Source organism: Cloacibacterium sp. Arc13, assembly GCF_041431305.1.
In the GTDB taxonomy this organism is placed as follows: Bacteria; Bacteroidota; Bacteroidia; order Flavobacteriales; family Weeksellaceae; genus Cloacibacterium; species Cloacibacterium caeni_B.
Window position 1 is genome coordinate 1 of record NZ_JASMRM010000017.1, and the last position, 25,019, is coordinate 25,019.

A 25,019-nucleotide genomic window follows, 5' to 3' on the forward strand; every position below is an offset into this window, starting at 1 on the left:
GTTTTTTTGTTGTACAACCTCAAAGATACTTTGAGTTACTTTAATTCCTTCTTATTTTTTTATTTAGGACGCTATTGTTTAAAATTCAATTTATTCTGACTCCCCAATTTGGATATAGCATAGGTGGTTCATAGATACTCCGTAGATAGCTCATGAAGAGTGCATGAAAAGTATATTTTAAATGCGAGTTACTTTCATGTAAAATTGAAACGGTTATTTTTCCGTTTAACAAATCATAAAAATCAATTTGGCTTTAGCCAAAACATAATAAAAAAGACTTTCATTATTGAAGGTCTTTTCTTAATTTTAGAAAAAATAAAAAGTGAAAAAGTTTGATGTAAAAAAAACTCTCGCCGTATTTTTAGTTTCTATAATGGCAGCATTATTGGCGGGAATTTATGGAATGATTCATGACCATATTTCATATTCTATTTCCAACGAATATTATACAAAATATAGATTTTTACAATATGGTCTTGTAAATGAGGATGGTGATAGAATTATACATCCAAGAGTCTTTGTATCATTAATTGCTTTTTTCTCAACATGGTGGCTTCCATTTATTTCAGGGGTGGTTTTTGGATTTTTTAATTTAATTCAAAGTTCTTGGAAGAAATTATTTCAAACTTCTTTTGTAGCAATTATGATTGCAGTTTTAATCACAATTATTTCTGAATTAATAGGATTATTTTTAGGCATTATATTTTTATCTAAACTTTCCAAATCTTTTTTTGTAGATTGGTGTTTCATTCCTGATAATTTACAACATTTTGAAAACTATATTGCGGTTGGGTCTATGGATATATTTAGTTTTATTGGTGGTATTATTGGATTGATACTTGGAATTTTTTATTCTTAAAAAAAGAAGAGCTAATAATTTCTTTAAATTTCATTAATTTCACATCGTAAAACTCACAGTTCACTGCAAAGCAAATTCACATTGACATTAGACACTTCCATAGAATTTTTAAAAGGAATTGGTACAGAACGTGCCAAACTGATTGCTAATGTCTTAGATATTAGAACGGTGGAAGATTTTTTGCATTTTTTTCCGATAAGATATTTAGATAAATCGAAAGTCTACAAAATTGCAGATATTAAGGAAGATAATGTAGAAATTCAACTGAAAGGTAGGATTACAGAATTGCAGGAAATTACTTATGCCAAAGGAAAAAAACGACTTTCGGGGAAATTTACAGACGGAACAGGAACACTAGATGTAGTTTGGTTTCAGTATTCTAATTGGATGAAAGAACAGATTCCCGTAAACCGAGAAATCTATATTTTTGGGAGAGTTCAGGAGTTTAACCATAGTTTTTCTATGCCGCATCCAGAAATTGAATTAGAAGATAAAAAATCGGCAGAAGAAAGACTCAGACCTATTTATCCAAGTTCAGAAAAATTGACGAAACGTGGACTAAACCAGAAATTTTTTCAAACGGTTCAAGCCAACATCATTTCGCAGATTCCTCAGTTGATAGAAGAAAATTTGCCAGTTTCCCTCATGAAATCTCTGAAACTCATGAGTCGTCAACAAGCGTATCTTAACATCCATTTTCCGCAAAATGCAGATTTTGCCAAACATGCAGACAGAAGATTGAAATTTGAAGAAGCGTTCTTTTTTCAGTTGGGTTACGGTCTCAAAAAAAATTACAACAAAAGTTTTACCATTGGGAATCCTTTTCCGATAGTAGGCGAAAATTTCAATAATTTCTACGAAAATTTCCTTCCTTTTGAATTGACCAATGCTCAAAAAAGAGTGCTGAAAGAAATCAGAAATGATTTGAAAAAGCCTATTCAGATGAACCGATTATTGCAAGGAGATGTAGGTTCTGGTAAAACGATGGTGGCACTTTTGGCGATGCTTTTAGCGATGGATAATGGTTTCCAAAGTTGTATGATGGCGCCTACAGAAATTTTGGCAACTCAACATTTTAATTCAATTGCAGATTTATTGAAGGAAACGGATGTTAAAGTAAGATTACTCACAGGCTCTACCAAAACCGCCGAAAGAAAAGTGATTCATGAAGAACTTTTAAACGGCGAACTTTCGATTTTAGTAGGAACTCACGCGGTTTTAGAAGACATTGTTCGGTTCAAAAATTTAGGATTGGCAATTATTGATGAACAGCATCGATTTGGAGTAGCACAACGTGCGAAACTTTGGGCTAAAAATAAAATTGCACCGCATATTTTGGTGATGACGGCAACTCCGATTCCTAGAACTCTAGCGATGAGTTATTATTCCGATTTAGATGTTTCGGTAATTGATGAAATGCCTGTTGGTAGAAAACCCATTATAACAGCTCATAGAAGAGAAAAAGATAGAAATTCTGTTTATGGTTTTGCCAAAGAAGAAATTGCCAAAGGCAGACAAGTGTATTTTGTATATCCATTAATTGAAGAATCTGAAACGCTAGATTATAAAAATTTGATGGAAGGCTTTGAGCATATTTCAGAAATTTTTCCGCTTCCAGATTATAATACAACCATGCTTCACGGGAAAATGAAACCCGATGAAAAAGATGCAGCCATGAATTATTTTGCCAAAGGAAAAGCAGATATTATGGTCGCAACTACCGTAATAGAAGTAGGCGTAAATGTTCCGAATGCTTCAGTAATGGTCATAGAAAGTGCCGAAAGATTTGGGCTTTCACAGTTGCACCAGCTTCGTGGTAGAGTAGGAAGAGGAGCAGAACAAAGCTATTGTATTCTGATGACGGGCGATAAACTTTCCGCAGAATCCAGAAAACGCATCAAAACCATGTGCGAAACCAATGACGGTTTTAAAATTTCTGAAGTCGACATGCAATTGCGCGGTCCTGGAGATATTCTGGGAACTCAACAAAGCGGAATGGTAGATTTTAAACGCCTAGATTTGGTAAATGATGGTAATATCATAAAAGCAGCAAAAGAAACTGTAGAACACTTACTAAAAATAGACGGAAATCTACAGCTTGCAGAGCATCAAAGCCTTAGAAATTACTATGTTAAGCAGTACAAAGGCAAAAATAAATGGGGGAAAATCTCTTAATTTTTACTTTTAATTTTTGCTGGAGGTGGTGATGTATATACTTCTACTGTTTGAGTGCCTTCTGCTTTTTTCACTTCTACCAAACCATTAATGTATTGATCTAATTCTTTTTTATATTGATCAAAATATTTTGAAAAAGAATAAGCTGTAATTGAGCAATAACCATTGTCTGTAACATATGCATATGTTTGATATTCAAAATCTAAACCTTTTGCATTTACTAAGTACCTAAGATAAAGCACTTTTAAGCCATTTACAGTTCTATATTCAGACTCTTTTAGTCTGAAATAATCTGCTCTGCTTTGGGTAGTTGTTACAAGTAATTCTTTTAGGTTTTTTAGTGTTCCAACTTCTACTGTTTCAGAAGTGAAAATTCCAAATAGATTTGAATTTAAATTATTAATAAATGCGTATTCTAAAACTGGTGTTTTAAAAGCGTCAGTAAATTTCCATATTTTAGGATTTACATAAACTCCTGCATTTACTTTTTTGCTTCGGTATAAAAATGTAGAGGTTTTATCTTTAGTAAATGGAGTTTCATTGGTAGTGATGGTTTCTAGAACTTTTGCGTCACTGTCGTTAGCAAATTTCCAAGTTCCATTATCAAATAGAACCACTTCTTTTCCTTCGTCAGTTACCGCTTTGATTTGAGCTTCCGCTTGATAGCTCAATAAAATCAGGGCAGTGATTATTAGTTTTTTCATAGGACTAATTTACAAAAAATCCTTTATTGAAGAACTATAAGAGTGTTTTTTTGAAAAAAAATGCCATGAATTTTGTCACGGCATTTTTAAAAATTGAGTTGAAATGTTTTAAAATTTTATCCTATCACCGAAACGCCAATTAATTTACCGATTCCGAAAGTGATTGCTGCTGCTAATAATCCGAAAATGACTTGTCTGAAACCAGAATACCAAATGCTCTTTCCTGTGAAAAGTGTAATGGCAGAACCGATTAAAAATAAACCAACGGAACTAGAGATAGCACTTGCAATAATTGCTGGAGTTCCTCCTAAAAAGAAAAACGGGAAAAGTGGTAAAATGGCTCCAATTGCAAATAATACAAAAGAAGAAATCGCTGCTTCCATGGCAGATCCTTTCAGTTCTTCAGTATTGATTCCTAATTCTTCTTTTACCAAAAACTGATGTGCAGAATTTTTGTCATTCATGAGTTCTGTTGCCATTTTTGCAGCTTGTTCCGCAGGAATTCCTTTCGCTCTGTAAATCAATTCTATTTCTTTTAATTCTCCTTCAGGGTTTACTTCTAGCTCATCCATTTCTAGAGACATTTGGTTTTCGTATAATTCTTTGGAACTCTGTACCGAAATCCATTCTCCTAATGCCATAGACAATGAACCTGCCAAAAGCCCAGCTAAACCTGCGAGCAGTACTTCTTTTTGTCCGCTACTTGCTCCTGCAACTCCCATAATTAATGAAAAGTTGGAAATTAAACCGTCATTTCCCCCTAAAACAGCTGCTCTAAGTGCGTTTCCGCCAACAGAACGATGTCTTTTTTCAAAACGAGAAAGTGCATTTCCACCGATTTTAGGATTATTTTGAAGAATATTTTCTAAAATTTTCACGTGGGCAGTATCCGAAATAGATGCTTGAGTTTTTGTATTAACTCTGGCTTTTCCGATGGAATGAGAAAGTGATTTTTCTGTGTCTAATAAAGTTCCTAAAACATAATCATAACCTAAAATTCCTCCAATTTTTTTTAAAATTTTTGCTCTGGTAGAAGGCTCTGGCATGTCTTTTTCCGTGAGTCCTACTTTCTGTAAAAATGCTACTGCGTGAGATTTTTCGATGGCAGACATTTGTGAGAAAATCTCTTTAACATTTTGGTCTTCTTCTTTCTCTGCTAATAAACCGTACAGAAAAGAAGCATCTACTTCGGTTTGGATGTTTTTTAAGTTCATTTTGAGATGGTTATTTAAAGGTTATAGCAAATGTAAGATTATGTGCTGATAAACCTTCACTTCTTTTATAAAAACTATATCTGAAATCTACACTTTTAAAAATCTTAGATTCTAAAGGTAAATAATGAAGATTTAACCCAATGTTTTGGCTATTAAAACTAGATAAATCATAGTCTGAAGAATAATATTTTTCGTCAGGATTGTGTTGTCCGTAAGGTTTAAAATAATCATTACTGGTCTGATGATGATATCTGTAAAAAGGACTTAATGAAACAAATGGCGAAATTTTTATCGGGATTTCTAATTGTGCAGTATGTGCTTTGATTCCCCAATCATCAAAGAAATATCGATAATAGGTTCTGAAAATAAATGTTTCGCCCAAGAAATAATTGAGCCTCATTCCTAAGGGGATTTTCATTCTTTGCATGGGCAATTTTTCGCTGGAGACAGTATTATTGGTAAAGTAAACTCTGTTATAAGGAATAGAAAGTAAACCATCTTGAAATGCAAAATCTGCCAACAATGAAACTTGTAACCTTGGATTGATAATTTGAGAATACGCAAAGTTTACACTATAAGAATTTTTATTCCAAAGTTTGTAATTATCATCGCCTCCTTCATGTTCGTCTTCGTCATCGTCAGCTTTTTTGTTGTTTACTCCTGCATTAACTGGTCTAAGTTCTACTGGTAAAATTTCTAATCTTTGGTCAAAAAATGCCATTGCTTTTACACTGAACTCAGCATTATTATCTTGAGACGATTTTACAAAAGAAAGTTCACCACCAATGGATTGATAGTCAAATTCTCTGGAATAGTAAGCTCCAATTCCATAAGTAGTATTTCGTTCTAAATTTTTAGCAAAATAATTAATAGAAGGATAAATTCTCCAACCTACAAATTTAGAAGAAGCACCAGTAACTCCGCTAGTTCCACTAGAAGCAGCAGTTTTGGCACTTATTTTTCCAGAATATATATTGGTAGGGGAACCATCTGGAACATTATTAATTAATTTGGTAGAAGCAGAAGTGTGATGGTCTACTGCTACAGCAACGTCTAGTCTATGTTCATATTTTTGACTGTTTTTAAGTAATCTTACCTGTATAGAATTAGAAATATTGGTCAAAGCTTCATCACCTTTTCCTCCACCAATGGAAGAGTGTTCACCTTCTTGAGTGTAATATCCTGATACAAAGTTAATTTCGTCAATTTTCAGTTTTCTCGCTTCGTAAAGTGAGTCTTTTTCTTGTGCTTTTGATTTTCCAAAGAAACCAAAAGTGATGGCTAGTAAAAGTACGGATAATATGCTTTTTTTCATCGTTAATGATTGTATAGATTCGTAATTTACTTAGTTGCAACCGCAACCGCCACCGTTTTTTCCACCATCTGCACCAGAAGCTGCTTCTCTGTATAAAAGAAAATTATTTTCTGTTTTTGCAGATTTTTTGGTAGAAAGTTGCATTTCACTATCGTTCACATAGTTTTTTTCGTATTCTTTTACAGAAACGCAGTTGTGCACCATTATCGAGACGAAGAATAGTGCAAAAAATACTTTAATAGAGTTCATTTTTATATGATTTTGATGTTTTCTGAGTAATAAATATTGTTATCATCATCTATGATGATGCATTCTATATCTTTCATTTGATTAATCAAAGAAAGTCCAGCTTTTATGCCCATAATCGAAATAGGTGTTGCGAAAGCATCAGAAATTTCTGCGTTTGGACTAATTACTGTTACGCTTTTAATTCCGTGAATAGGAAATCCTGTTTTTGGGTCTATGGTATGCGAATATTTTTTGCCATCTATCATCACGAATTTTTCATAATTTCCAGATGTTGCGATGGCTAAATCTGTTACTTCAAGGGTAGAAAATGGCATTCCCGAAAAATCAGGATGCGCAATTCCTATGGTCCAAGATTTTCCGTTTTCGGGGACTCCCCAACAAGATAAATCTCCTGAAGCATTGATAATTCCTGCTTTTACGCCAAGACTTTTTAGTAGGATTTTGGCTTTTTCTGCAGCATAGCCTTTTCCAATGCCTCCAAAACCAATTCTCATTCCTTTATTTTTGAGGAAAACAGTTTTGTACTCTGCATTGAGTTCTATATTTCTGTAATCAATTAAAGCGATGCTTTTTTGAGCCAAATCTTCATCTGGAAGCGATGTCATTTCGGTGTCAAAATTCCAAAAACGCTTATCAATAGAGCCGTAAGTAATATCAAAAGCACCTTGAGTAATTTCAGAAATTTTCTTAGACCTTGCGATAATTGAAAAAGTTTCATCACTCACTTTTACTGGTTTTATTCCTGCATTTTCATTGATGAGATTGGTTTCGCTGGTAGATTGATAAGTAGAGAGTAATGCTTCTATTCTAGAAATTTCTTCTACCGCTTTTTTTAGAAAAAAATCTGCTTCTGCATCTGTTTTGGCTTCTACAGTAATTTCAAACCGATTTCCCATCAAAAGTTGGGTCAGTTTTTTTTGCATATTATTTACCAGTAGATTGATTAATTTCTTGAATCATCGTATTTACAGTCGCATTATCAAAACCTTCCCAAGTTTTTAGAATTTTGCCATTAGCATTCAATAAGACCATTTTAGGAAAAACGCCTTGTTTATTGTAAATGTCTGCTAATTCTTTATTTCTTGTAATGATATTGGCACTTAATTTCCCTTTTTTTCTAGGGAAATCTGCTTCTACATAGACTAGTTTTTTAGAAATATACTCTTGGAAAATAGGGTCATCAATCACTTTTTTTTGCAACTTAATACATGGGATGCACCAATCTGAGCCTGAAAATTTGAGTAGAATACTTTTGTTTTCTTGTTGAGCAGCGTCTTTAATTTGCTGAAACTTACTAAATTTTTCTTGTGAAAAAACGAATAGGCTGAAGAGTAGTAATATGCTGAATATTACCTTTTTAGTTCTCATTTATTTAAATTTTTAATTGTAACGTTGTAAATTGTGTAATTATTATAAAAATGTTTTAGAAAATATTTATTCTTCTACATTTTTAAGTCCCATCAATAGATAATATGCTCCTTTCGTTACAAATTTCTTGTTTTTAGCCTTTTCGTCAAGGTTCAAAATTTCTGTTCTACCATTTTCCGAATTTCCTATGGTTACAAGAAACATTTTATAGGTTTTTGGTTGTACTTGTTCAAAAATATATTGTTTGCCTTCCCAAGTAACTACTGCATCGTCTGGAACAGTGTTACCGGTTTCAGTTTGGGTTTCTACTTCTGCATTCATGTAAGTTCCAGGAATTAAACTCTTATCATATTCTATAAAATGACAATGAATAATCACCGATTTGTCTGGCTGAAAATCTCTGCCAATTAAAATGATATTTGCGGCGTATTTTTTATCAGGATTTTGATTGGTATAAGCAAAAACTCTTTGGTTCAAAGCAATTTTATTCAAATCTTTTTCAAAAACCTTTAGTGCAAGATGAATATCATCCGTGTTTACTACGTCAAAAAGTCTTTCTGTAGGCGAAACATATTGTCCCATTTTCACATTTACACTAGAAATATAACCAGAAACTGGTGATGTAACGGCTACACTTCTTTTGATATTTCCAGCGTTCAAGTTATTTGGATTTATTCCAAGAGCTCTCAGTTTTTCGGCCATTCCTCTCATCAAAATATTTTGATTTTGAGCTTCAGTTTGGGCGAGTTGCATCGCTTTATCTGATGCGGCTTTGCTTTGATTTAATTCACTTTGTCTAGCATAATCTTTTTGTGCGTAACCTAAATTAGATTTTGCCAAAAGATAATCCTGCTGCAACTGAACAATCTGTGGATCTTCTAAAACAGCTAAGGTTTCGCCTTTGTCTACGTGCATTCCTGGCATATGACGAATAAAACGCACATAACCACCACTTGGTGCAGAAACGCTTGCTAAATTCTGTGGCGGAACATCTATCGCTCCATTTAATATAATTTTTGCTGAAATATCTTCGTATCCTAAATTTCCTGTTTCTATACCCGCATTTTTGATTTGGTTATCGTTGAGTGTAATTTGGTTTTCAGCGGCTACTACTTCAAATTCTTCTTTGGCAGTTTCTTCTTTTTTGCCACAAGAAAAGAGTAGAAGAGTTATCGTTATAATTGAAATTATTTTTTTCATTTTTGATTCATTTTTTGCTTAAAAAAATTAAAATTTTCATTTGATTAAGGATTATTCTCCTCCAATCATTTTAGAAACAATTCCTTTTTTGTTGGTCAATTCGGCAATGGTAATTCCTACAAAATGAAGGACGATGAATCCTGGCATCCAATAAATGGCTAGTTTGTGAATTTCTTCGGCTTTTTCTAGAATGTCTTCTCCGGCTAATTCAAATTTTAGCATCATACCTGTTGCAGCTTCTACCGCCACTAAAATGTAGAAAATAAAATAAATAGTTCCTTGGAATTTTTCTTTTCCAGAAGCCGTTTTAGAAAAAGGATTAGGGAATTTAATGCCTTTTACCAACATATAAATTATCCTTAAAACAAAAGCAAAAACCAATATATAAGCAAAGTTAACGTGCCACTCAAACATTGGATTGATAATGGATTTTGCAATAGCACGAACGCTTTCTTCTGGTAATGCTAAACCTTTAGCGGTAAGTTCGTTATTGATAGCAGCAGAAATGGTTTTTCTGCCCATCCAATACATTCTTAAAAATCCAGTGGCTAATAATACGAACATTGAAATTGCGATAACCCAATGTATAATTCTATGTGTTGCGGTAAATTTTTTCATCTTTTAATTAATTTTCGCTTTTCAGCGCGTTGATTTCTATAATAATGTCATTGAGTTCTTTTAATCGATCTGTGTATTTGTTTTCAATTTCAAATGCTTGATTTACTAAAAGAGTCCATTCTAAATAATTGATTTCTCCGTTATAATACTGGTTATTGGCGGTTTTTAAGATGCTTTCGCTGTTTGCCAAACCTGTTTTTTGATAGTAAGAAATCTCGTTCGTTAGTTTTTGATAAAGATTAAAGTTCTGTGTGTATTGATTTTTCAGTTTCAATGAACCCAGCTGATAATTATTTTCAGCGATTTGTTGGTTGATTTTCTGAGCTTCAATCACTGATTTTTGTGCTGAATTAAAAACAGGTAAACCTATTCCGACCATACCAGAGTGAAATCTTGCCGAACGCTCATAGAACTTATCATCTGCACCATTTCCGTACATAGACATATTGTTGTAACCAATGTTAAAACTTGGAGTAAGCTTAGATTTTTCAGCTAAAAGTTTAGCATTTTGAATGTTTTTTTCTTGCTCCAATTGTTTTAAAATAATTGGATTTCCAGAGAAATTTTCGCCAAGGTTATTTACGTCTAAAACAGTGTATTTTTCTTTATCATTTTGGTAAAAAGTTCCGTCATTGATGAGGAAATTAAATTTCTGCAAAGCTATTTCTCTGTCTTTTTCGAGTGCATTGAGTTGTAATTCTGCTTGACTTCTCAAGTTTTCGGCAGTCGCTTTTTCTAGAAGATTGCTTTCTCCTTTTTTCAGTCTGAGTTCTGCTCTTTTGTAATATTGAGAAAAGATGCTGTCTGCTTTTTTGAGCAGTTTTTTCTTCTCGTCTAGATATTTTAACTCATTGTAAATCAAAGAAATTTCTTTTTTGATTTGCCATTTATGAACATCCAATTGTAGCGTAGAATTTTTATATTCTTCTGCTAAAACTTTCTTCTGACTGTTGTAAAATTTTGGCAATCTAATCGTTTGAGAAACCGAAAATTTATTGTCAACATAAGCTGAATTCATTTGCCCGATTTCTCCTGAAATCATCAATGGGTCAATAACGGTAGCAGAACGTTGCATTTTTTCTTGGTATTGTACCTTTAATGTTCCGTCTTTGATGACTAAGTTATTGTTCAGGGCTTTATTGATGGCACTTTCTAGTGAAATAGGAGTTTGTGAAAATCCTATTCCAAAAATTAGAAAAGTGAATATTTTTAAAAATTTATCTTTCATTTTAAATTAATTTTAACGCAAAGAGCGCGAAGATTTTTTTTAATATGTTATAGAATAGTCTAAGAACGCAAAGGATCATCTAAATTTATTAATTTTCATCCTTCATCCTTCATCCTTCATCCTTCATTATAACTGATAACCATCTTCGTCATCACTCATTTCATGTAAATTTCTACGAGTGTCTGGGAAGTGTTTTTCGAACCAAATGTACATTACTGGCAATAGATAAAGTGTAAGGTAAGTGGCTAATAATAAACCACCAATTACAACTGTAGCGAGTGGTCTCTGAACTTCTGCACCTTCACCTGTAGAAATTGCCATTGGCAAAAATCCTAAAGATGCAACAAATGCAGTCATTAAAACGGGTCTTAATCTCGTTCTACCACCTATGATTACTGCAGTTTTTAAATCTGGTTGTATTGTTTTTTGGCGGTTAAATTCCGAAATAAGAACAATACCATTTAAAACCGCTACCCCAAATAATGCAATGAAACCAACTCCCGCAGAAATACTGAAATTCATATCTCTTAACCAAAGTGAGAGAATTCCTCCAATCGCGGAAAGCGGAATGGCAGAGAAGATGAGCAATCCGTATTTTACTGAATTAAATGCAAAATACAGCATCAGTAAAATTAATAATAAACTCACCGGAACGGCTATTGCTAAACGTGATTTCGCTTGTTGAAGATTTTCAAAAGTTCCACCATATTTTATGGAATAACCAGCAGGAAGTTTCAGTTGTTTTTCTACATTTTGTTGTAAATTTTCTACCGTAGACTGTATATCTCGGTTTCTTACATTAAAACCAACGATGATTCTTCGCTGAGCATTTTCACGCTGAATTTGGTTAATGCTTTCCTTTAATTCCACATTTGCAACTGTGCTGAGTGGAATTTCAATTCCAGAAGGAGTAGAGATGAGTAGATTATTGACATCGTCTACATTTTTTCTTTGGTTTCCATCTAAGCGAACGACCAAATCAAATTTCTTTTCTCCTTCGAATACAGAGCCTGTAGCTTGTCCTGCAAAAGCCGTATTAACGATATTATTTACATCACTTACATTAAGCCCAAACTGTGACATGGTTTCACGTTTGTAAGTAATCACAATCTGTGGCATTCCTGAAACAGGCTCTACATAAATGTTTTGTGCGCCTTCAATTTTTTTGGAAATTTGACCTAATTTTTCAGCATAAACTTTTAAGGTGTCAAGATTTTCTCCAAAAATTTTACAAACTACGTCTTGTCTTGCTCCTGTCATTAATTCGTTAAATCTCATTGCAACAGGATATTGGAAAGAGTAAGTCACGCCAATCATATTTTTCTTCAATTCGGCGGACATTTTTTCCGAAAGTTCATCATAAGTTGTTGCAGAAGTCCATTCAGCACGAGGTTTTAAGATGATCATCATATCACTCGCGTCAATTGGCATAGGATCGGTTGGGATTTCGGAGCTTCCTGTTTTCCCTACAATTTTTTCAATTTCTGGGAATTTTTTCATTAAAATCTGTGATGACTTTTGAACAGCATCTGTAGAAGTTTTCAGATTACTACCAGGTAAAACTCTTGTATCTACTGCAAAATCTCCTTCAGGAAGACTAGGAATAAATTCTCCTCCTAATCTGGTCATTATAAAGACTGCAAAGAAAAATACACCAACAATCCCGAAGAATATTAAATTAGGAATTTTTAAAACTCTTTCTAATGATTTATCGTAGTTTTTCTCAATTTTTTCAATCATTTTATCCGAAATGGTCTTTTTATTGTCAATTTTTTTAGACAAAACAAGAGAGCTCATCATCGGGATATAGGTTAAAGAAAGAATAAATGCTCCCAATAATGCAAAAATTACAGTTTGCGCCATCGGAATAAACATTTTGCCTTCTACACCTTCTAAAGTGAGAATCGGTAAATAAACGATAAGGATAATAATTTGTCCAAACACCGCAGAATTCATCATTTTGCTGGAAGAAGTATAGACTTCGTCATCCATCATGGTTTGAGAAATGCTTTGATTTTGATAAACTTTTAAATGTTGTAATCTATGCAAAACCGCTTCTACAATGATGACGGCACCATCTACAATTAATCCGAAATCTAATGCGCCTAAACTCATTAAATTCCCTGAAACTCCAAAAATATTCATCATAATGATGGCAAAAAGCATGGAGAGCGGAATAACAGAAGCTACCAAAAATCCAGCACGCAGATTTCCGAGGAATAATACCAATACGAAAACTACAATTAGTGCACCTTCTAAAAGGTTTTTCTCAACTGTTCCGATGGCATTATTTACCATTTTGGTTCGGTCTAAGAATGCATCTATTTTTACGCCTTCTGGTAAAGTTTTTTGGATTTCTTCTATTCTTGTTTTTACTTTTTTAATGACTTCGTTTGAGTTTTCTCCTTTCATCATCATCACCACAGCTCCTGCAACTTCTCCTTCTCCGTTGTAGGTCATTGCGCCGTATCTGATGGCTTTTCCGTATTGTACGGTTCCAATGTTTTTAATCAAAATTGGAGTTCCGTCTTCTAAATTTTTAACTACAGTGTTTTCAATATCTGTAATTTTTCCCATTAATCCTTCGGTTCTGATAAATAGAACACTCGGACCTTTTTCTATATAAGCGCCACCAGTATTTTGATTGTTCTTTTGTAATGCATCAAAAACTTCGGTCATGGTTACACCCATAGATTTCAGTTGAGAAGGATTTACAGCAACTTCATATTGTTTTAAATCTCCACCAAAACTCGCTACATCTGCAACTCCTTCCGTTCCTAGTAATTGTCTGCGAACAATCCAATCTTGAATAGTTCTGAGTTGCATCGCATTGTAACGGTGTTCATAACCTTTTTTCGGGCGAACTACATATTGATAAATTTCTCCTAAACCTGTAGAAATCGGAGCCATAGAAGGCGTTCCCAAGCTGGTAGGAATATCTTTAGAAACTTGCTGAAGCCTTTCTGCAACTTGTTGACGTGCCCAATGTAAATCTACTTCATCTTTAAAAACAATAGTAATTACAGAAAGTCCGAAACGCGAAAAACTACGCATTTGTTTAATTCCTGCAATGTTATTATTAGCTTGTTCTAGCGGAAAAGTGATGAATCTTTCTACATCTGGCGCTCCCAAACTTGGGGAAACGGTAATAATCTGTACTTGATTGTCTGTAATATCGGGTACCGCATCGATAGGTAATTTTCTTACCTCAAATATTCCATAAATGATTAATCCAAGTGTGAATAAAGCGATAATCAGTTTATTCTTGATGGAAAATTCTATGATTTTGTTAAGCATTTTAATTTAATTTATAGAGTGAAACGTCTCAAAACCAAATAGTAATGAGTTTTCTATACCAATAAATTAAACCAGCTCTGGCGGTTGAAAAAATGAAAGTAAATGTGGATTGATAAAACTTTCAGCGTAATGAAAGTTCTGGTTTTTTTCTTCAAAAAACTTTTTAGTTTGAGTTAAATTCAGCTCAAAAGATTTAGGTAAATCTTGGATTGCAAAGCTAACGGAAGAAATTTCATGGGCTTTAAAAGGCAGTTTCATGTCTTTTTCATAGTCACTGTCTTTTTGGCTACCACTTAAATAATGAAGCGCGATAAACCCAACAATACTGATGTTTTTATTTTCAGATTTATGTTCCTGATAATGTTCGATTAATGCAGGAATTTTCAATACTTCTTTGACCTCTGTAAAACTAAAGAGGTAAATTGTTAAGAGAAATATTGAAAAATGTCTTTTCATCTGAATATTTCACAAAGTTAGTGAAAAAATTAATAGAGAATGTCTATGAAGTGTTAAAGATATAATAATTTATGCATTCCATTCCATCAAGTAATCATCCATTACGAAGCCATTTCCAATGTCAAAAACGCCTTCTTCATAGACTTTGAAGCCTTGAGAAAGATAAAAATGATAAGATGGATTTTGCTTATTTACGGCAAGGATAATTCTTTGGTCACCCATTTTTAGAATTTGATTTTTTAGAAATTGAATGGCTTCTTTTCCTAGACCTTTTCCTTTTCCTTCTTCGGTAATGTAGATTCTATGGAGTTTAGTAGTGTTTTCTTCATAATGATTTTCGAAGCCCATAATTCCATAGAAATTTTCTGCATCACCCAAAAGATAATAATGATAATTGGGATTATTAAATTGACGGGTAATTTCTTCTTCAGAATACATTAAATCCAGCATAAAATCTATTTGTTCATGAGAAATAATTCCTGGATAGTGACTTCTCCAAGATTTTTCTGCTAAATCTTGAATTAATGGAATGTCTTTTATGATGGATTTTTTTATCATTTTTTGAGTTCAGTAAAAAGTTGTTCTAATTCTTGATGCGGAATAGAAGTATATTCGTTTTGATGAATCAATTTTTTGGCAAAATTGATTCTGTCATTCGTAATAGGATGTGTAGAAAGGATTTTAGGAATTTCTAGGCCTTCCTTTTCTTTTAAAATCGAAAAAAGTTCTTCTAAGCCTTTAGGATTGATTTTATTTTTTCTAAGAATCTGATAACTTCCAGCATCAGAAGATTCTTCAAAATCTCTAGAATAAGATAGATTATTCAATTGATTGGCATTATCTGCAATAGTAGACATAATTCCGTTTACATCGCCAGTTACAGCAGAAACGATGATGTAGCCAGAAATAGCTCTGGAAAGAATTTTGATGCTGTGTCTTTCTTTCACATGAGTTGCTTCGTGACCAAGAAGTGCAGCTAACTGCTCATAATTAGAAATTTTATCTAAAATTCCTGAATGCACCAAGATGGTTCCATTGGGTAAAGCATAAGCGTTGACTTCGCTGTCATTCACTACTTTGAAAGTCAGTTTTCTGGAAGTTTCAAAATCGATATTTGAAGCAAATTCTTGAAGGATTCTTGATTTTTTTTTGTCTATTACAAGAATACTTTCCATCTGGTTATATTGAGAATCTCCTATTTTATTGTCAAATTCTACTGGCGTGATTTCGGTAACACGCTCACTCATCCAAGGAATCACAAAAACATAAAATAAAGCAATCGCAGCAACTACGGTAACAGTGGCAATTGCATAGAATTTAAATCCTAAATCTAGAATGTTTTGATACCAAGAAATGTTTCGAGATTTTTTAGCAGATTGGTAAATAAGATTGATAACGTAAGGATTGTCTATTCTCAAACTCTCTGCATGATTCTCTTTTCTAGTAATGTAGAGTGTATCGCTATTTTTTTCAAAAGAAACCTCCTCGAAATTCCAATTGAGCTTTCGATTATTAAAAAAAAAGGAAATTTTTTTTTCGGGCCATATTTCTAACTCTACATCATAGGGTTTAGAAGTATGGCCGTCAAAATATTTACCATATGCTTTAGTAAAACTCATTTAGATGACTCCGCTTAAATCCATTACATCTAATGCTTCGTCTCCGAAAGCGTTTTTGTATTCTGCTTCAGTCTGTTGAATCGCATCTAAATCGATATCGCCATAAATCTGAAGTTTAGAAAACATAGTAGTTAAAGTTCTCACTTCTGCAAAAGCATAACCTAATCCTAACGTGAAAACAATAATAATTAAATTGATAATTAATAATTCAAAAATATCTCCTGCACTAAGGTGAGATTTGAACTTAACCTTTTTATCATTGTGATGAAGACTTAAATGGTCAAAATAAAAGTTAATGATGTCTCTTTGGAACCAAAAACTGTAAATTCCTAGCGTAATATAGGTTAAAATTATTCCTTTAAGATTAAGGAAAAAATAATCATCACCATTTGCATGATGTTTAAATGATGCGCTCCCAAATTTTACATTGCTCAAGGTGTAATTTCTAAGGTGAATTGTCATCCAAGAGCTATAAATTCCGAAGGTAAGAATGGTCAAAAATAAATCTCTGAAATATATTTTTACCAAAGTGCTTCTGTCTCCTCTGTATCCAAATCTTATTCCTCTCCATGAAGTTCTAGACATTCTATATCTGTAAAATCCGTGAATAGCAAAAGGAATAATGCCTAAAATAAATGCATAGAATAAAAGAAGAATTATCACAGAAAGCGCAGCGTTTTGTGATTGTGCAGCAAATAAAAATGCTAAATACAGGAATAAAAACATTCCAAATACTTTAATAAAACCTACGAACATTTCTTTTCCCGTTCCAGAAAATTGAAATCTGTCATTTTCTAGGTAAGTATTTGCGTACAAATATTTTAGGGTTCTTTCTTTTGCCCAAGGATAGTATAATCCCAAAGTAATAACGGTCAATAGCCAGTTGATAACAACTACGCCAAAAAATTCGCTACCTTTTCCTCTGAAAGAAGAAGAGTAGTTTCTCATGTCAGTTTTCTCCATAAAAGTTTTCTTAGTTTATATAGTTATGATTGTTTTTTTTTATAAAAGTTGAGACGCGAAAAAATCGCGCCTCAATATAGTAAAAAATTGTTTTTCTGATTAAATTTTTGCCATTTCTGCTTTTATTTTGGCTTGTAAACCTTCAGAAGCAACAACTAGAGGCAGTCTTAAGTAGTTTTTGATGATTCCTTTCTCTGCTAAAACGGTTTTAATTCCGCAAGGATTTCCTTCAGCAAAAATAAGTCTGGTGATTTCTACCAATTTGTTATGAATTTCATAAGCTTCTTTTACTTTTCCTTCGAAAGCAAGTTGTACCATCGTAGAAAATTCCTTAGGATAACCTTGTCCAATTACGGAAATTACACCGTCTCCACCCGCTAAAGTTACAGGAAGTGTATATTCATCATCTCCAGAAACTAAAGAGAAATTTGCAGGTTTTTTTCTTAAAATATCAAAATATTGTAAGATGTTTGGTGCAGCTTCTTTAATCATAAAAAGATTAGGGAATTCATTCGCTAAACGCAATGTGGTAGAAGCCTCTATGTTTTGACCAGTTCTTCCCGGAACGTTATAAATAATAATTTGTTTTCCCGTAGAAGCTAGCATTTTGTAATGTTGATAAAGTCCTTCTTGGTTTGGTTTGTTATAGTAAGGAGATACTGATAGAACTGCATCGAAATCCGTTAAATCTGCTTCTTCAATTTGTTTTTTAACTTCTAGAGTATTGTTTCCACCGATTCCTAAAACCAATGGTAAACGTTTATTATTAATCTTTATAACGTGTTTTATAACTTCTTGTTTTTCTGCTGCAGAAAGAGTAGCAGCTTCTGCTGTGGTTCCTAGAACTACTAAATAATTGGTGCCGTTTTCGATGTTGTATTCTACTAATCTCGTTAGCGAATCAAAATCTACTGATAAATCTTCGTTGAAAGGTGTTACTAATGCTACACCTACTCCTTTTAAGTTACTCATTGTTAAATTGTGTTATAAAAATTAATTTGTTCAAAATTAGTGAAAAAATTTTTTTCAGGAGCAAGAAGTTTACTAATTCTCATCACTTTTGGACCCGCTATTCGCTGCAATCTTTTAAAATTTTTTCACTCAGGTTTCATAAAATGAAAAAACCTGAAAATTTTAAAAGGATTTCCGCTTCAAAACGAGGCACGAGTTTCGCCGATTCCTTTAAAAATATAAAAAAAACAAAGAGGCAATCGGGGCTATTTTTTACGCAAATTTCTTCGGTTCACACCCGCAAAAAAATCTATTCATAATAACACAGAATCAATTATATTTGCATTACAATTTTTATAAAATCATGAAAAATAAAATTTGGTTGTTGGCCATCGTTGCGCTCACTGCTTCTGCATGCAGAACTCCACTTCAAGTGGCTCAAGTTCAACCGCAGAAAAATACTTCTATCACTTCTGAAATTGCAGAAAATCAGAATTTTGTTTCCGTTATTGCTCCTTACAAAGCAGAGTTGGAGAAAAAAATGAATTCTAAAATTTCTTATACTTCTGTAGACCTTAATAAATCGGGAGACAATTCCAATTTAGGGAACCTTTTGGCAGATTTCACTTATGAAGGAGCAGAAGAATGGGGAGAAAAAAATAATATTGATGTAGATGCTGCGGTAATTAACATTGGCGGAATTCGTTCTACGATTGGAGCAGGAGATATTTTGACCAAACATGTTTTCGAAGTAATGCCTTTTGAAAATGAAGTGGTAATTGTAAAAATGAAGGGTAGTGATTTAAGAGGTTTATTTCAATATTATTTAGAAACACAGAAAAATAACCCCGTTTCTCATCTTTATATCGAAACAGAAAACGGTAAAATCAATCAAGCCTTAATCGATGGCGAGAATGTGGAAGATGATGAGGTTTATTACATCGCTACGTCTGATTATCTTGCTTTAGGTGGTGATAATATGAAGTTTTTCAGCAAAGGAGAACTCATTTCTACAGGAATTAAATTGAGAGATTTGTTTTTAGAATATTTCAAGAAAAATCCAGAAGTAAAAGCTAATAAAGACATTCGTTTAAATTTTAAAGGGAAAAACTAATGAACAGAAAAGAATTTTTAAAAACAGTAGGAGGCGGAACATTAGCACTTTCTTTAGCGCCTAATTTAGTTTTTGCCAGTCAAAAAAGTTTTCTAGATAAAAATGCGGCTTATAAATTGACCGTTTTACACACCAATGACCAACACAGTAGAATAGAACCGTTTGATTCTAGTTACTCCAGAAATCCTAATCAGGGAGGTTTTGCAAGACGTGCTACTTTAATTCAGCAGATTAGAAGCCAAGAAAAAAACGTTCTGTTATTAGATGCAGGAGATATTTTTCAAGGAACACCGTATTTTAATTTTTATGGAGGCGAATTGGAATTTAAATTAATGTCTATGATGGGTTATGATGCTGCAACTATGGGAAATCATGATTTCGACAATGGTTTAGAGGGATTCTTGAAGGCTTTACCGAATGCTAAATTCCCTTTTATCACTTCTAATTACGATTTCAGCAATACCATTCTTGATGGAAAAACCGAAAAATATAAAATCTTCAAAAAAGATGGAATTAAAGTTGGTCTTTTCGGAGTGGGAATAGAGTTAGATGGATTGGTGGGCAAGAAGCAATATCAGGAAACTAAATATTTGAATCCAGTAGAAATCGCACAGCATTACGCAGATTTTCTGAGAAAAGAAAAAGGTTGTGATTTGGTAATTTGTCTATCACACATTGGTTATGATTATAGAGATGATGCGGATAAAATTTCTGATAAAAAATTAGCAGCTCAGACAGATAATATTGATTTAATTTTAGGAGGTCACACCCATACTTTTTTACCAGAACCACAATCTTTTACCAATAAAAGTGGCAAAAACGTTTTGGTGAATCAAGTAGGTTGGGCTGGATTGCTTTTAGGAAGAATAGATTTTTATTTTGACAAAAACAAGAGCTTACAAAATATTTCATGGAATAATCAAGTTATAGATGATAGCATTTTAGGTTAAAAATTGATGGTGAAAAAAAATATATTAGTCTTTTTACTGCTTTTGTCGTATTTTTTAGTGTTTTCGCAAAGCACCAATAGTAAGTGGAGCGATTTGTTCTCTTACAATAATGTTTTGGCTTTCAAAGAAAAAGACGGAAAAATCATTGCAGCAACCGAAAATGGAGTTTTTTATTACAACACCATTTCAGGAGAAATCACCAAACTTTCTAAAGCCAATGGTTTGCACGAAGTGAAAATTTCGGCGTTTGACTATGACGCTGCAACCAATACAGCTATCATAGGTTATAAATCTGGTAATTTAGATGTGGTAACTGCAGATGGTGTAACGTATGTGGTAGATATTCCGCTTTCTCAAAGTTACACAGGAAGTAAAACGATTAATAATATTTCTATCAATGGAGACAAAGCCGTGATTTCTGTAGGTTATGGCGTTTCTGTTTTTAACATTACCAAAAAAGAATTTGGAGATACTTGTTTCTTTTTTAATGGTACTTCTTACGAAAAAGTTTTAGAAGCAACCATAAAAGACAATACGGTTTATGCGATTACAGGAACCAGTCTTAAATATCATCCTATAGATGTAACTTTTTCGGTGTACAGCAATTGGAATTCCGTAGCAGGAAATTATACACAAATAGATTCTAAATCTACTTTGGTATTATCTAATAACAATACGGTATATTATGGTAATGTGGGAAGTTTAAATTCTATTCCGCAAAGTTTTACCAAAATTAAAGACATTAAAATTACGGATTCCCAAATTATTGTTGCAGACCAAACCAAAGTATACGCGTATACACTTACAGGAACTTTGCAAAAAACAATAGATATCGCAGAAGAAGTAAATACGGCTTTCGTAGTAAACAATCAAATTTATACAGGAACTAAACTTTCTGGAATTTATGATGAATCTAAAAACTCTTATAAACCAGATGGACCTTACTCTAATGTTTCGTATAAGATTAGCTTGTTAGATAATCAAATATGGGTTTCTACAGGAGGAAGAGATGGTTATAATGGTCCATTTTATACAGGTTTAGGATATTATCATTTTGATGGTAATAAATGGAATTATCCCAATTATTTTAAAAGCTCTCCTTTCGTTTGGAATATTTTAGATGTAGTTCCTAATCCTTCTAAACCTTCCGAAGTTTTCTTTACTAACTATTCTTGGGTACAAGGGCAAAAAGGAGTTTATAAAATGGAGAATAATGTCTTTGTAAAGGCATATGCTCAAACAGATTCTAATAATTTATACAATAGACCTGCAGGTTGTGTTTTTGATGAAAATAATCAACTTTTTTGTTCCGTTGGACTTTTGCAAAATCAGAAATATACAGAAGGTGTCTATGTTTATGATAAATCTACCGATCAGTTTGTTATTAATTCATTAATTTCTGCGGGTAGTATGCAGAAGCCACTTGTAAAAGAAGGCAAATTATTTATTCCATCTCCTTACTATAATCCAGGAGGTTTGATTATTTCTGATTATAAAAATACACCACTTAGTTTTTCAGATGATAAAACCATACTGATTAATTCAAAAAATGGATTGGCAGCTTCTGGAACTGTTTCAGCAGCGATAGATAAAAATGATGACATTTGGATAGGAACTAGATTAGGTCTTAGAATTTTACCAAACGCTTCTAATGCAATTAATAATACTGATAATAAAGCAGAGCCTATTGTTATTACTCAAAACGGAATTCCAGAAGAGCTTTTTAAAGATTTGGTGATTCTTCAGGTAGAAGTAGATTCAGGAAATCAAAAATGGGTTTCTGTAGAAGGAGGAGGCGTATTTTACCTCAGTTCTAATGGCGAAAATACCATTTCGCATTTTACAAAAGTAAATTCTCCATTGCCAAATGATATTGTTACAGATATAAAAGTAGACCCTAAAACAGGAAAAGTATATTTTGTAACCTTTGATGGAATTGTGGTGTATCAAGGAGATGTAATCAATGTTTCTAGTGATTTTTCTGAGATAAAAGTTTATCCAAATCCAGTCGTTACAAGTCAATACAGAGGAAATGTAAAAATTACAGGACTTGCCGAAAAAACCAATATTAGAATTACAGATGCAGCAGGAAACGTAGTGCATCAAGCAGTAGCTAGAGGAGGTTATTACGAATGGAATCTCAATAATCAAAAAGGTATAAGGGTAGCTTCGGGAATTTATTTTGTCTTAATGACCAATGAAGATGGAACCGATAAAGCTACCGCTAAAATTGCAGTGGTGAATTAATGGATAAAAACACAGGATTTTTACTCTCATACATTAAATACGGAGATTATGATGCTATTCTGCATTGTTATACATTAGAAAGCGGTTTTCAGTCGTTTTTCATGAGAGGAATATATTCTGCTAAAAACAAAAAGAAAGCTTTTCTCTCGCCACTTAATGAGCTAGAAATTACTTTTTCAAGTCATCATGGCAATCTTCCTACCATTAAAAAAGTAGAACTAAGCGAGAAATTACCAGATGAGGTAAATGTTCATCAAAACGCAGTGATTTTCTTTCTTTCTGATTTTCTCAATCAAATTTTGAAGAATGAAAGTCAGCACGTTGTTCTTTATCAAGAAATTAAATTTTTTAAACAGAAAATTTTAGAGAAAAAGATGCATGCACATTATTTTTTTCTTATTAGGATGCTTCAGTTTTTTGGAATTTCTCCATTGTTATCCGGAGAAAAATTTTTAAATATTGAAAAAGGAATTTTTCAAGAAGAGATTTCACAAAAAGAAGTAGATGAAGAACTATCTTTTCTCTGGAAGAAAATTTTAGACAAAGAAATAGAAGAAGATTTTATAATTGAAAAAAAATACAGAAAACCATTATTAGATTCTATTTTACAATACTATAAAATGCACTTTCCAGAATTTTATTCGCCTAAGTCTTTGCCTGTAATTTTAGAAATATTTGAATAAAAAAACCGCCTAATTAGGCGGTTATATTTTTTTAGTCTTCTGCAGATGTTCTCGTTTCTGTTTTAAACACTTGGAAGTTGAAAACAAATGTTCTATTTCTGAAACTAAAAGCAGAATAAGCAAAATGTTCATCTCTTGCAAATGCAGCTCTAGAAGGTACTATAATTACGCCTTGTAAGTTGTAGTTATCCGTGTCATTTAATTCACAACTTTGGAAATTTTTAATCGCCTCTTGGAAACCTTCCATTTCATAGAATGCTCTGGTTTTAGTAGTGCTATTGTCTGTGTTGTACTTGTTTAAAACACTCGTTCTCACGTAAAAATAAGCTGGGTCTATTTCTGGTGTTCCTGTAGTAATAATAGTGGTTCTAAAAGGGTATTTCGAGTCGAATTTCACTACATTATCGCTTCCTTTTACAGCTACATACGTATAAGTGTTGTGCATTAACTTTATTTTATCAGTAGCTACGATGGCTTTTCCATTGGTAGGAGTGTATCTGCTGATATAAATTACTCCAGAATTTAGTTTTACGGGATTGTAATCAGATAGAGGTTTTTCATTATCATCTGTGGTAGAAGTACTGCTAAATGCTACGATATTTCCTCTAGAATCAAAATAGTTGTCTTTTAAAAATTTTTGAATGGCCTCATCATCATATGTATTCTGAGTTTCTATACTCACTTCTTCTGTAGTGCTGTTATTGTCATCATCATTATTACATGATGTGATAGCTAAAGAAGCTAAAGCAAGAAACAAAAATATTTTTTTCATAAGTTTTTTATCCTTTAGATTTGTTTAATTAAATTGCTCGATATTTTCAATAACTGCAAAAGTATAAATAAATTATGAGAATTGATAAATTTTTATGGAGTATTAGGTTTTATAAAACAAGAAATATCGCGGCCGAAGAAATTAAGAAAAATAGAGTTTCTATAGGAGAAAATACCGTAAAATCTTCCAAAGAAGTAAAAGAAGGAGATGTTATCAAGATAAGAAAAAATCAAATCGACTATAAAATTAAGGTTTTACAAATTCCCAAAAGTAGAATAGGAGCCAAATTGGTTGCCCTTCATGTAGCAGACATGACCGAGAAAGAGCAATATGAATTGCTAAAACTCAGAAAAATGTCTCAGGATTATTATCGTACCAAAGGAGAAGGAAGGCCAACCAAAAAAGACAGAAGAGATATGGATGATTTCTTAGAGACAGACCATGATGAAACTTCCGTGACAGAAGATGATTGGGATTCTTTCTTTAAGGATGTAGCTGAAGAATAGTAGTAATTTCCTCTACTATTTCTTCTGGCGTTTTATGGTCAGTGTCTACAATATATTGTGCTTTATTGTAAAAAATATTTCTCTCAAAAAGGTGTTTGGCGATAAATTCTGGTAAATCTTCATCACTTATTCTCGCAATAAGAGGCCTTTTTTCTTTTTGTTTAGATAATCTTTGAACTAGTGTGCCAATATTTGCTCTGAGATAGATGGTAATAGAATTATTATTAAGAATTTCCATGTTATTATAATACACAGGAGTGCCACCACCTAGACTGATGATGCAATTTTCTTGGGTGGCAAGAAGCTCTTCCAAAGTTTCTTTTTCTGACTTTCTAAAGTAGATTTCACCCTTTTTTTCAAAAATTTCGGGTATAGTCATGTTTTTTTTCTTAGAAATTTCTTTGTCGAGGTCAAAAATTTTAAAATTTATTTTTTCTCCCAATATTTTGGAAATGTGAGATTTACCGCTCCCCATGTAGCCTACAAGTGAAATAATCATAATTTTATTTTGCACAAAGTTCTTAAAAAATT

General features: G+C 32.8%; 24 protein-coding genes. 7 read left to right on the forward strand and 17 right to left on the reverse strand.

What is annotated here, in order from left to right; genetic code table 11:
* Positions 1–322: 322 nt before the first annotated feature.
* Both QO190_RS11390 and recG read left to right on the forward strand, forming a co-directional pair.
* Positions 323–859, forward strand: coding sequence for a hypothetical protein (locus QO190_RS11390; protein ID WP_371463465.1), 537 nt, complete (start codon positions 323–325; stop codon positions 857–859).
* Positions 860–922: 63 nt separating this feature from the next.
* Positions 923–3,034 carry an ATP-dependent DNA helicase RecG gene (gene recG, locus QO190_RS11395; protein WP_371463467.1) on the forward strand — a complete coding sequence of 704 codons (2,112 nt, stop codon included), beginning with the start codon at positions 923–925 and terminating at the stop codon, positions 3,032–3,034.
* Here the strand turns inward: recG and QO190_RS11400 are convergent.
* The 15 genes from QO190_RS11400 to dapA all read right to left on the reverse strand — a co-directional run bounded on the left by QO190_RS11400 (position 3,031) and on the right by dapA (position 18,237).
* A complete protein-coding gene (locus tag QO190_RS11400) occupies positions 3,031–3,738 on the reverse strand; it encodes a hypothetical protein (protein ID WP_371463463.1) in 708 nt (235 codons plus the stop codon). The genes recG and QO190_RS11400 overlap by 4 nt on opposite strands.
* 116 nt (positions 3,739–3,854) lie before the next feature.
* Entirely contained in the window at positions 3,855–4,952 is a 1,098-nt protein-coding gene (locus tag QO190_RS11405; protein ID WP_371463462.1) for a VIT1/CCC1 transporter family protein, read from the reverse strand.
* Positions 4,953–4,962: 10 nt separating this feature from the next.
* Positions 4,963–6,267 (reverse strand): DUF3570 domain-containing protein, encoded by a 1,305-nt coding sequence (locus QO190_RS11410; protein WP_371463460.1) that lies wholly within the window; start codon positions 6,265–6,267, stop codon positions 4,963–4,965.
* A 30-nt stretch (positions 6,268–6,297) separates the two neighbouring features.
* On the reverse strand, positions 6,298–6,516 hold the full coding sequence (locus QO190_RS11415; RefSeq protein ID WP_371463458.1) for a DUF4266 domain-containing protein: 219 nt from the start codon (positions 6,514–6,516) through the stop codon (positions 6,298–6,300).
* Positions 6,517–6,518: 2 nt separating this feature from the next.
* Entirely contained in the window at positions 6,519–7,439 is a 921-nt protein-coding gene (locus QO190_RS11420; RefSeq protein WP_371463456.1) for an FAD:protein FMN transferase, read from the reverse strand.
* Between the two features lies 1 nt (position 7,440).
* Positions 7,441–7,884, reverse strand: a complete 444-nt coding sequence (locus tag QO190_RS11425) for a thioredoxin family protein (RefSeq protein WP_371463454.1) — start codon at positions 7,882–7,884, stop codon at positions 7,441–7,443.
* Positions 7,885–7,950: 66 nt separating this feature from the next.
* Positions 7,951–9,084, reverse strand: a complete 1,134-nt coding sequence (locus tag QO190_RS11430; protein WP_371463452.1) for an efflux RND transporter periplasmic adaptor subunit — start codon at positions 9,082–9,084, stop codon at positions 7,951–7,953.
* 51 nt (positions 9,085–9,135) lie between these two features.
* A complete protein-coding gene (locus tag QO190_RS11435) occupies positions 9,136–9,702 on the reverse strand; it encodes a cytochrome b/b6 domain-containing protein (protein ID WP_371463450.1) in 567 nt (188 codons plus the stop codon).
* Positions 9,703–9,709: 7 nt separating this feature from the next.
* Positions 9,710–10,930 (reverse strand): TolC family protein, encoded by a 1,221-nt coding sequence (locus QO190_RS11440; RefSeq protein WP_371463449.1) that lies wholly within the window; start codon positions 10,928–10,930, stop codon positions 9,710–9,712.
* Between the two features lie 126 nt (positions 10,931–11,056).
* Entirely contained in the window at positions 11,057–14,227 is a 3,171-nt protein-coding gene (locus tag QO190_RS11445; RefSeq protein ID WP_371463447.1) for an efflux RND transporter permease subunit, read from the reverse strand.
* Positions 14,228–14,293: 66 nt separating this feature from the next.
* On the reverse strand, positions 14,294–14,683 hold the full coding sequence (locus tag QO190_RS11450; protein WP_371463445.1) for a hypothetical protein: 390 nt from the start codon (positions 14,681–14,683) through the stop codon (positions 14,294–14,296).
* Positions 14,684–14,752: 69 nt separating this feature from the next.
* A complete protein-coding gene (locus QO190_RS11455; RefSeq protein ID WP_371463443.1) occupies positions 14,753–15,241 on the reverse strand; it encodes a GNAT family N-acetyltransferase in 489 nt (162 codons plus the stop codon).
* A complete protein-coding gene (locus QO190_RS11460; RefSeq protein ID WP_371463441.1) occupies positions 15,238–16,302 on the reverse strand; it encodes a M48 family metallopeptidase in 1,065 nt (354 codons plus the stop codon). The genes QO190_RS11455 and QO190_RS11460 overlap by 4 nt, the downstream gene beginning before the upstream one ends.
* Positions 16,303–17,265, reverse strand: coding sequence for a YjgN family protein (locus tag QO190_RS11465; RefSeq protein WP_104793358.1), 963 nt, complete (start codon positions 17,263–17,265; stop codon positions 16,303–16,305).
* A gap of 99 nt (positions 17,266–17,364) precedes the next feature.
* On the reverse strand, positions 17,365–18,237 hold the full coding sequence (dapA, locus tag QO190_RS11470) for a 4-hydroxy-tetrahydrodipicolinate synthase (protein ID WP_104793359.1): 873 nt from the start codon (positions 18,235–18,237) through the stop codon (positions 17,365–17,367).
* 343 nt (positions 18,238–18,580) lie between these two features.
* Between dapA and QO190_RS11475 the strand changes: the two genes are divergently transcribed.
* Genes QO190_RS11475 through QO190_RS11490 form a run of 4 tightly spaced genes read left to right on the forward strand, consistent with a single transcriptional unit; the run spans position 18,581 to position 23,210 of the window.
* Positions 18,581–19,330: a 5'-nucleotidase C-terminal domain-containing protein gene (locus QO190_RS11475; RefSeq protein ID WP_104793361.1), complete on the forward strand. Its 750-nt coding sequence runs from the start codon at positions 18,581–18,583 to the stop codon at positions 19,328–19,330.
* A complete protein-coding gene (locus QO190_RS11480) occupies positions 19,330–20,280 on the forward strand; it encodes a bifunctional UDP-sugar hydrolase/5'-nucleotidase (protein WP_371463438.1) in 951 nt (316 codons plus the stop codon). Before QO190_RS11475 ends, QO190_RS11480 begins: the two co-directional genes overlap by 1 nt.
* Positions 20,281–20,286: 6 nt before the next feature.
* Complete coding sequence (locus QO190_RS11485; protein ID WP_371463436.1) at positions 20,287–22,527, forward strand: hypothetical protein; 2,241 nt, start codon at positions 20,287–20,289, stop codon at positions 22,525–22,527.
* Positions 22,527–23,210 carry a DNA repair protein RecO gene (locus tag QO190_RS11490; protein ID WP_371463434.1) on the forward strand — a complete coding sequence of 228 codons (684 nt, stop codon included), beginning with the start codon at positions 22,527–22,529 and terminating at the stop codon, positions 23,208–23,210. The genes QO190_RS11485 and QO190_RS11490 overlap by 1 nt, the downstream gene beginning before the upstream one ends.
* 31 nt (positions 23,211–23,241) lie before the next feature.
* On the opposite strand, the gene QO190_RS11495 is transcribed toward QO190_RS11490, so the two are convergent.
* Positions 23,242–23,982: a hypothetical protein gene (locus QO190_RS11495; protein WP_371463432.1), complete on the reverse strand. Its 741-nt coding sequence runs from the start codon at positions 23,980–23,982 to the stop codon at positions 23,242–23,244.
* Positions 23,983–24,056: 74 nt separating this feature from the next.
* Between QO190_RS11495 and QO190_RS11500 the strand changes: the two genes are divergently transcribed.
* Positions 24,057–24,488, forward strand: a complete 432-nt coding sequence (locus tag QO190_RS11500; protein ID WP_371463430.1) for an RNA-binding S4 domain-containing protein — start codon at positions 24,057–24,059, stop codon at positions 24,486–24,488.
* Here the strand turns inward: QO190_RS11500 and QO190_RS11505 are convergent.
* Positions 24,466–24,987: a shikimate kinase gene (locus tag QO190_RS11505; protein ID WP_104793367.1), complete on the reverse strand. Its 522-nt coding sequence runs from the start codon at positions 24,985–24,987 to the stop codon at positions 24,466–24,468. The two genes, QO190_RS11500 and QO190_RS11505, sit on opposite strands and share 23 nt — an antisense overlap.
* Positions 24,988–25,019: the final 32 nt, after the last annotated feature.

Coding starts and splice junctions, on each gene's coding strand:
- QO190_RS11400 (WP_371463463.1), bottom strand. CDS start 3,738: ATGAAAAAACTAATAATCACTGCCCTGATTTTATTGAGCTATCAAGCG.
- QO190_RS11405 (WP_371463462.1), bottom strand. CDS start 4,952: ATGAACTTAAAAAACATCCAAACCGAAGTAGATGCTTCTTTTCTGTAC.
- QO190_RS11410 (WP_371463460.1), bottom strand. CDS start 6,267: ATGAAAAAAAGCATATTATCCGTACTTTTACTAGCCATCACTTTTGGT.
- QO190_RS11415 (WP_371463458.1), bottom strand. CDS start 6,516: ATGAACTCTATTAAAGTATTTTTTGCACTATTCTTCGTCTCGATAATG.
- QO190_RS11420 (WP_371463456.1), bottom strand. CDS start 7,439: ATGCAAAAAAAACTGACCCAACTTTTGATGGGAAATCGGTTTGAAATT.
- QO190_RS11425 (WP_371463454.1), bottom strand. CDS start 7,884: ATGAGAACTAAAAAGGTAATATTCAGCATATTACTACTCTTCAGCCTA.
- QO190_RS11430 (WP_371463452.1), bottom strand. CDS start 9,084: ATGAAAAAAATAATTTCAATTATAACGATAACTCTTCTACTCTTTTCT.
- QO190_RS11435 (WP_371463450.1), bottom strand. CDS start 9,702: ATGAAAAAATTTACCGCAACACATAGAATTATACATTGGGTTATCGCA.
- QO190_RS11440 (WP_371463449.1), bottom strand. CDS start 10,930: ATGAAAGATAAATTTTTAAAAATATTCACTTTTCTAATTTTTGGAATA.
- QO190_RS11445 (WP_371463447.1), bottom strand. CDS start 14,227: ATGCTTAACAAAATCATAGAATTTTCCATCAAGAATAAACTGATTATC.
- QO190_RS11450 (WP_371463445.1), bottom strand. CDS start 14,683: ATGAAAAGACATTTTTCAATATTTCTCTTAACAATTTACCTCTTTAGT.
- QO190_RS11455 (WP_371463443.1), bottom strand. CDS start 15,241: ATGATAAAAAAATCCATCATAAAAGACATTCCATTAATTCAAGATTTA.
- QO190_RS11460 (WP_371463441.1), bottom strand. CDS start 16,302: ATGAGTTTTACTAAAGCATATGGTAAATATTTTGACGGCCATACTTCT.
- QO190_RS11465 (WP_104793358.1), bottom strand. CDS start 17,265: ATGGAGAAAACTGACATGAGAAACTACTCTTCTTCTTTCAGAGGAAAA.
- dapA (WP_104793359.1), bottom strand. CDS start 18,237: ATGAGTAACTTAAAAGGAGTAGGTGTAGCATTAGTAACACCTTTCAAC.
- QO190_RS11475 (WP_104793361.1), top strand. CDS start 18,581: ATGAAAAATAAAATTTGGTTGTTGGCCATCGTTGCGCTCACTGCTTCT.
- QO190_RS11480 (WP_371463438.1), top strand. CDS start 19,330: ATGAACAGAAAAGAATTTTTAAAAACAGTAGGAGGCGGAACATTAGCA.
- QO190_RS11485 (WP_371463436.1), top strand. CDS start 20,287: ATGGTGAAAAAAAATATATTAGTCTTTTTACTGCTTTTGTCGTATTTT.
- QO190_RS11490 (WP_371463434.1), top strand. CDS start 22,527: ATGGATAAAAACACAGGATTTTTACTCTCATACATTAAATACGGAGAT.
- QO190_RS11495 (WP_371463432.1), bottom strand. CDS start 23,982: ATGAAAAAAATATTTTTGTTTCTTGCTTTAGCTTCTTTAGCTATCACA.
- QO190_RS11500 (WP_371463430.1), top strand. CDS start 24,057: ATGAGAATTGATAAATTTTTATGGAGTATTAGGTTTTATAAAACAAGA.
- QO190_RS11505 (WP_104793367.1), bottom strand. CDS start 24,987: ATGATTATTTCACTTGTAGGCTACATGGGGAGCGGTAAATCTCACATT.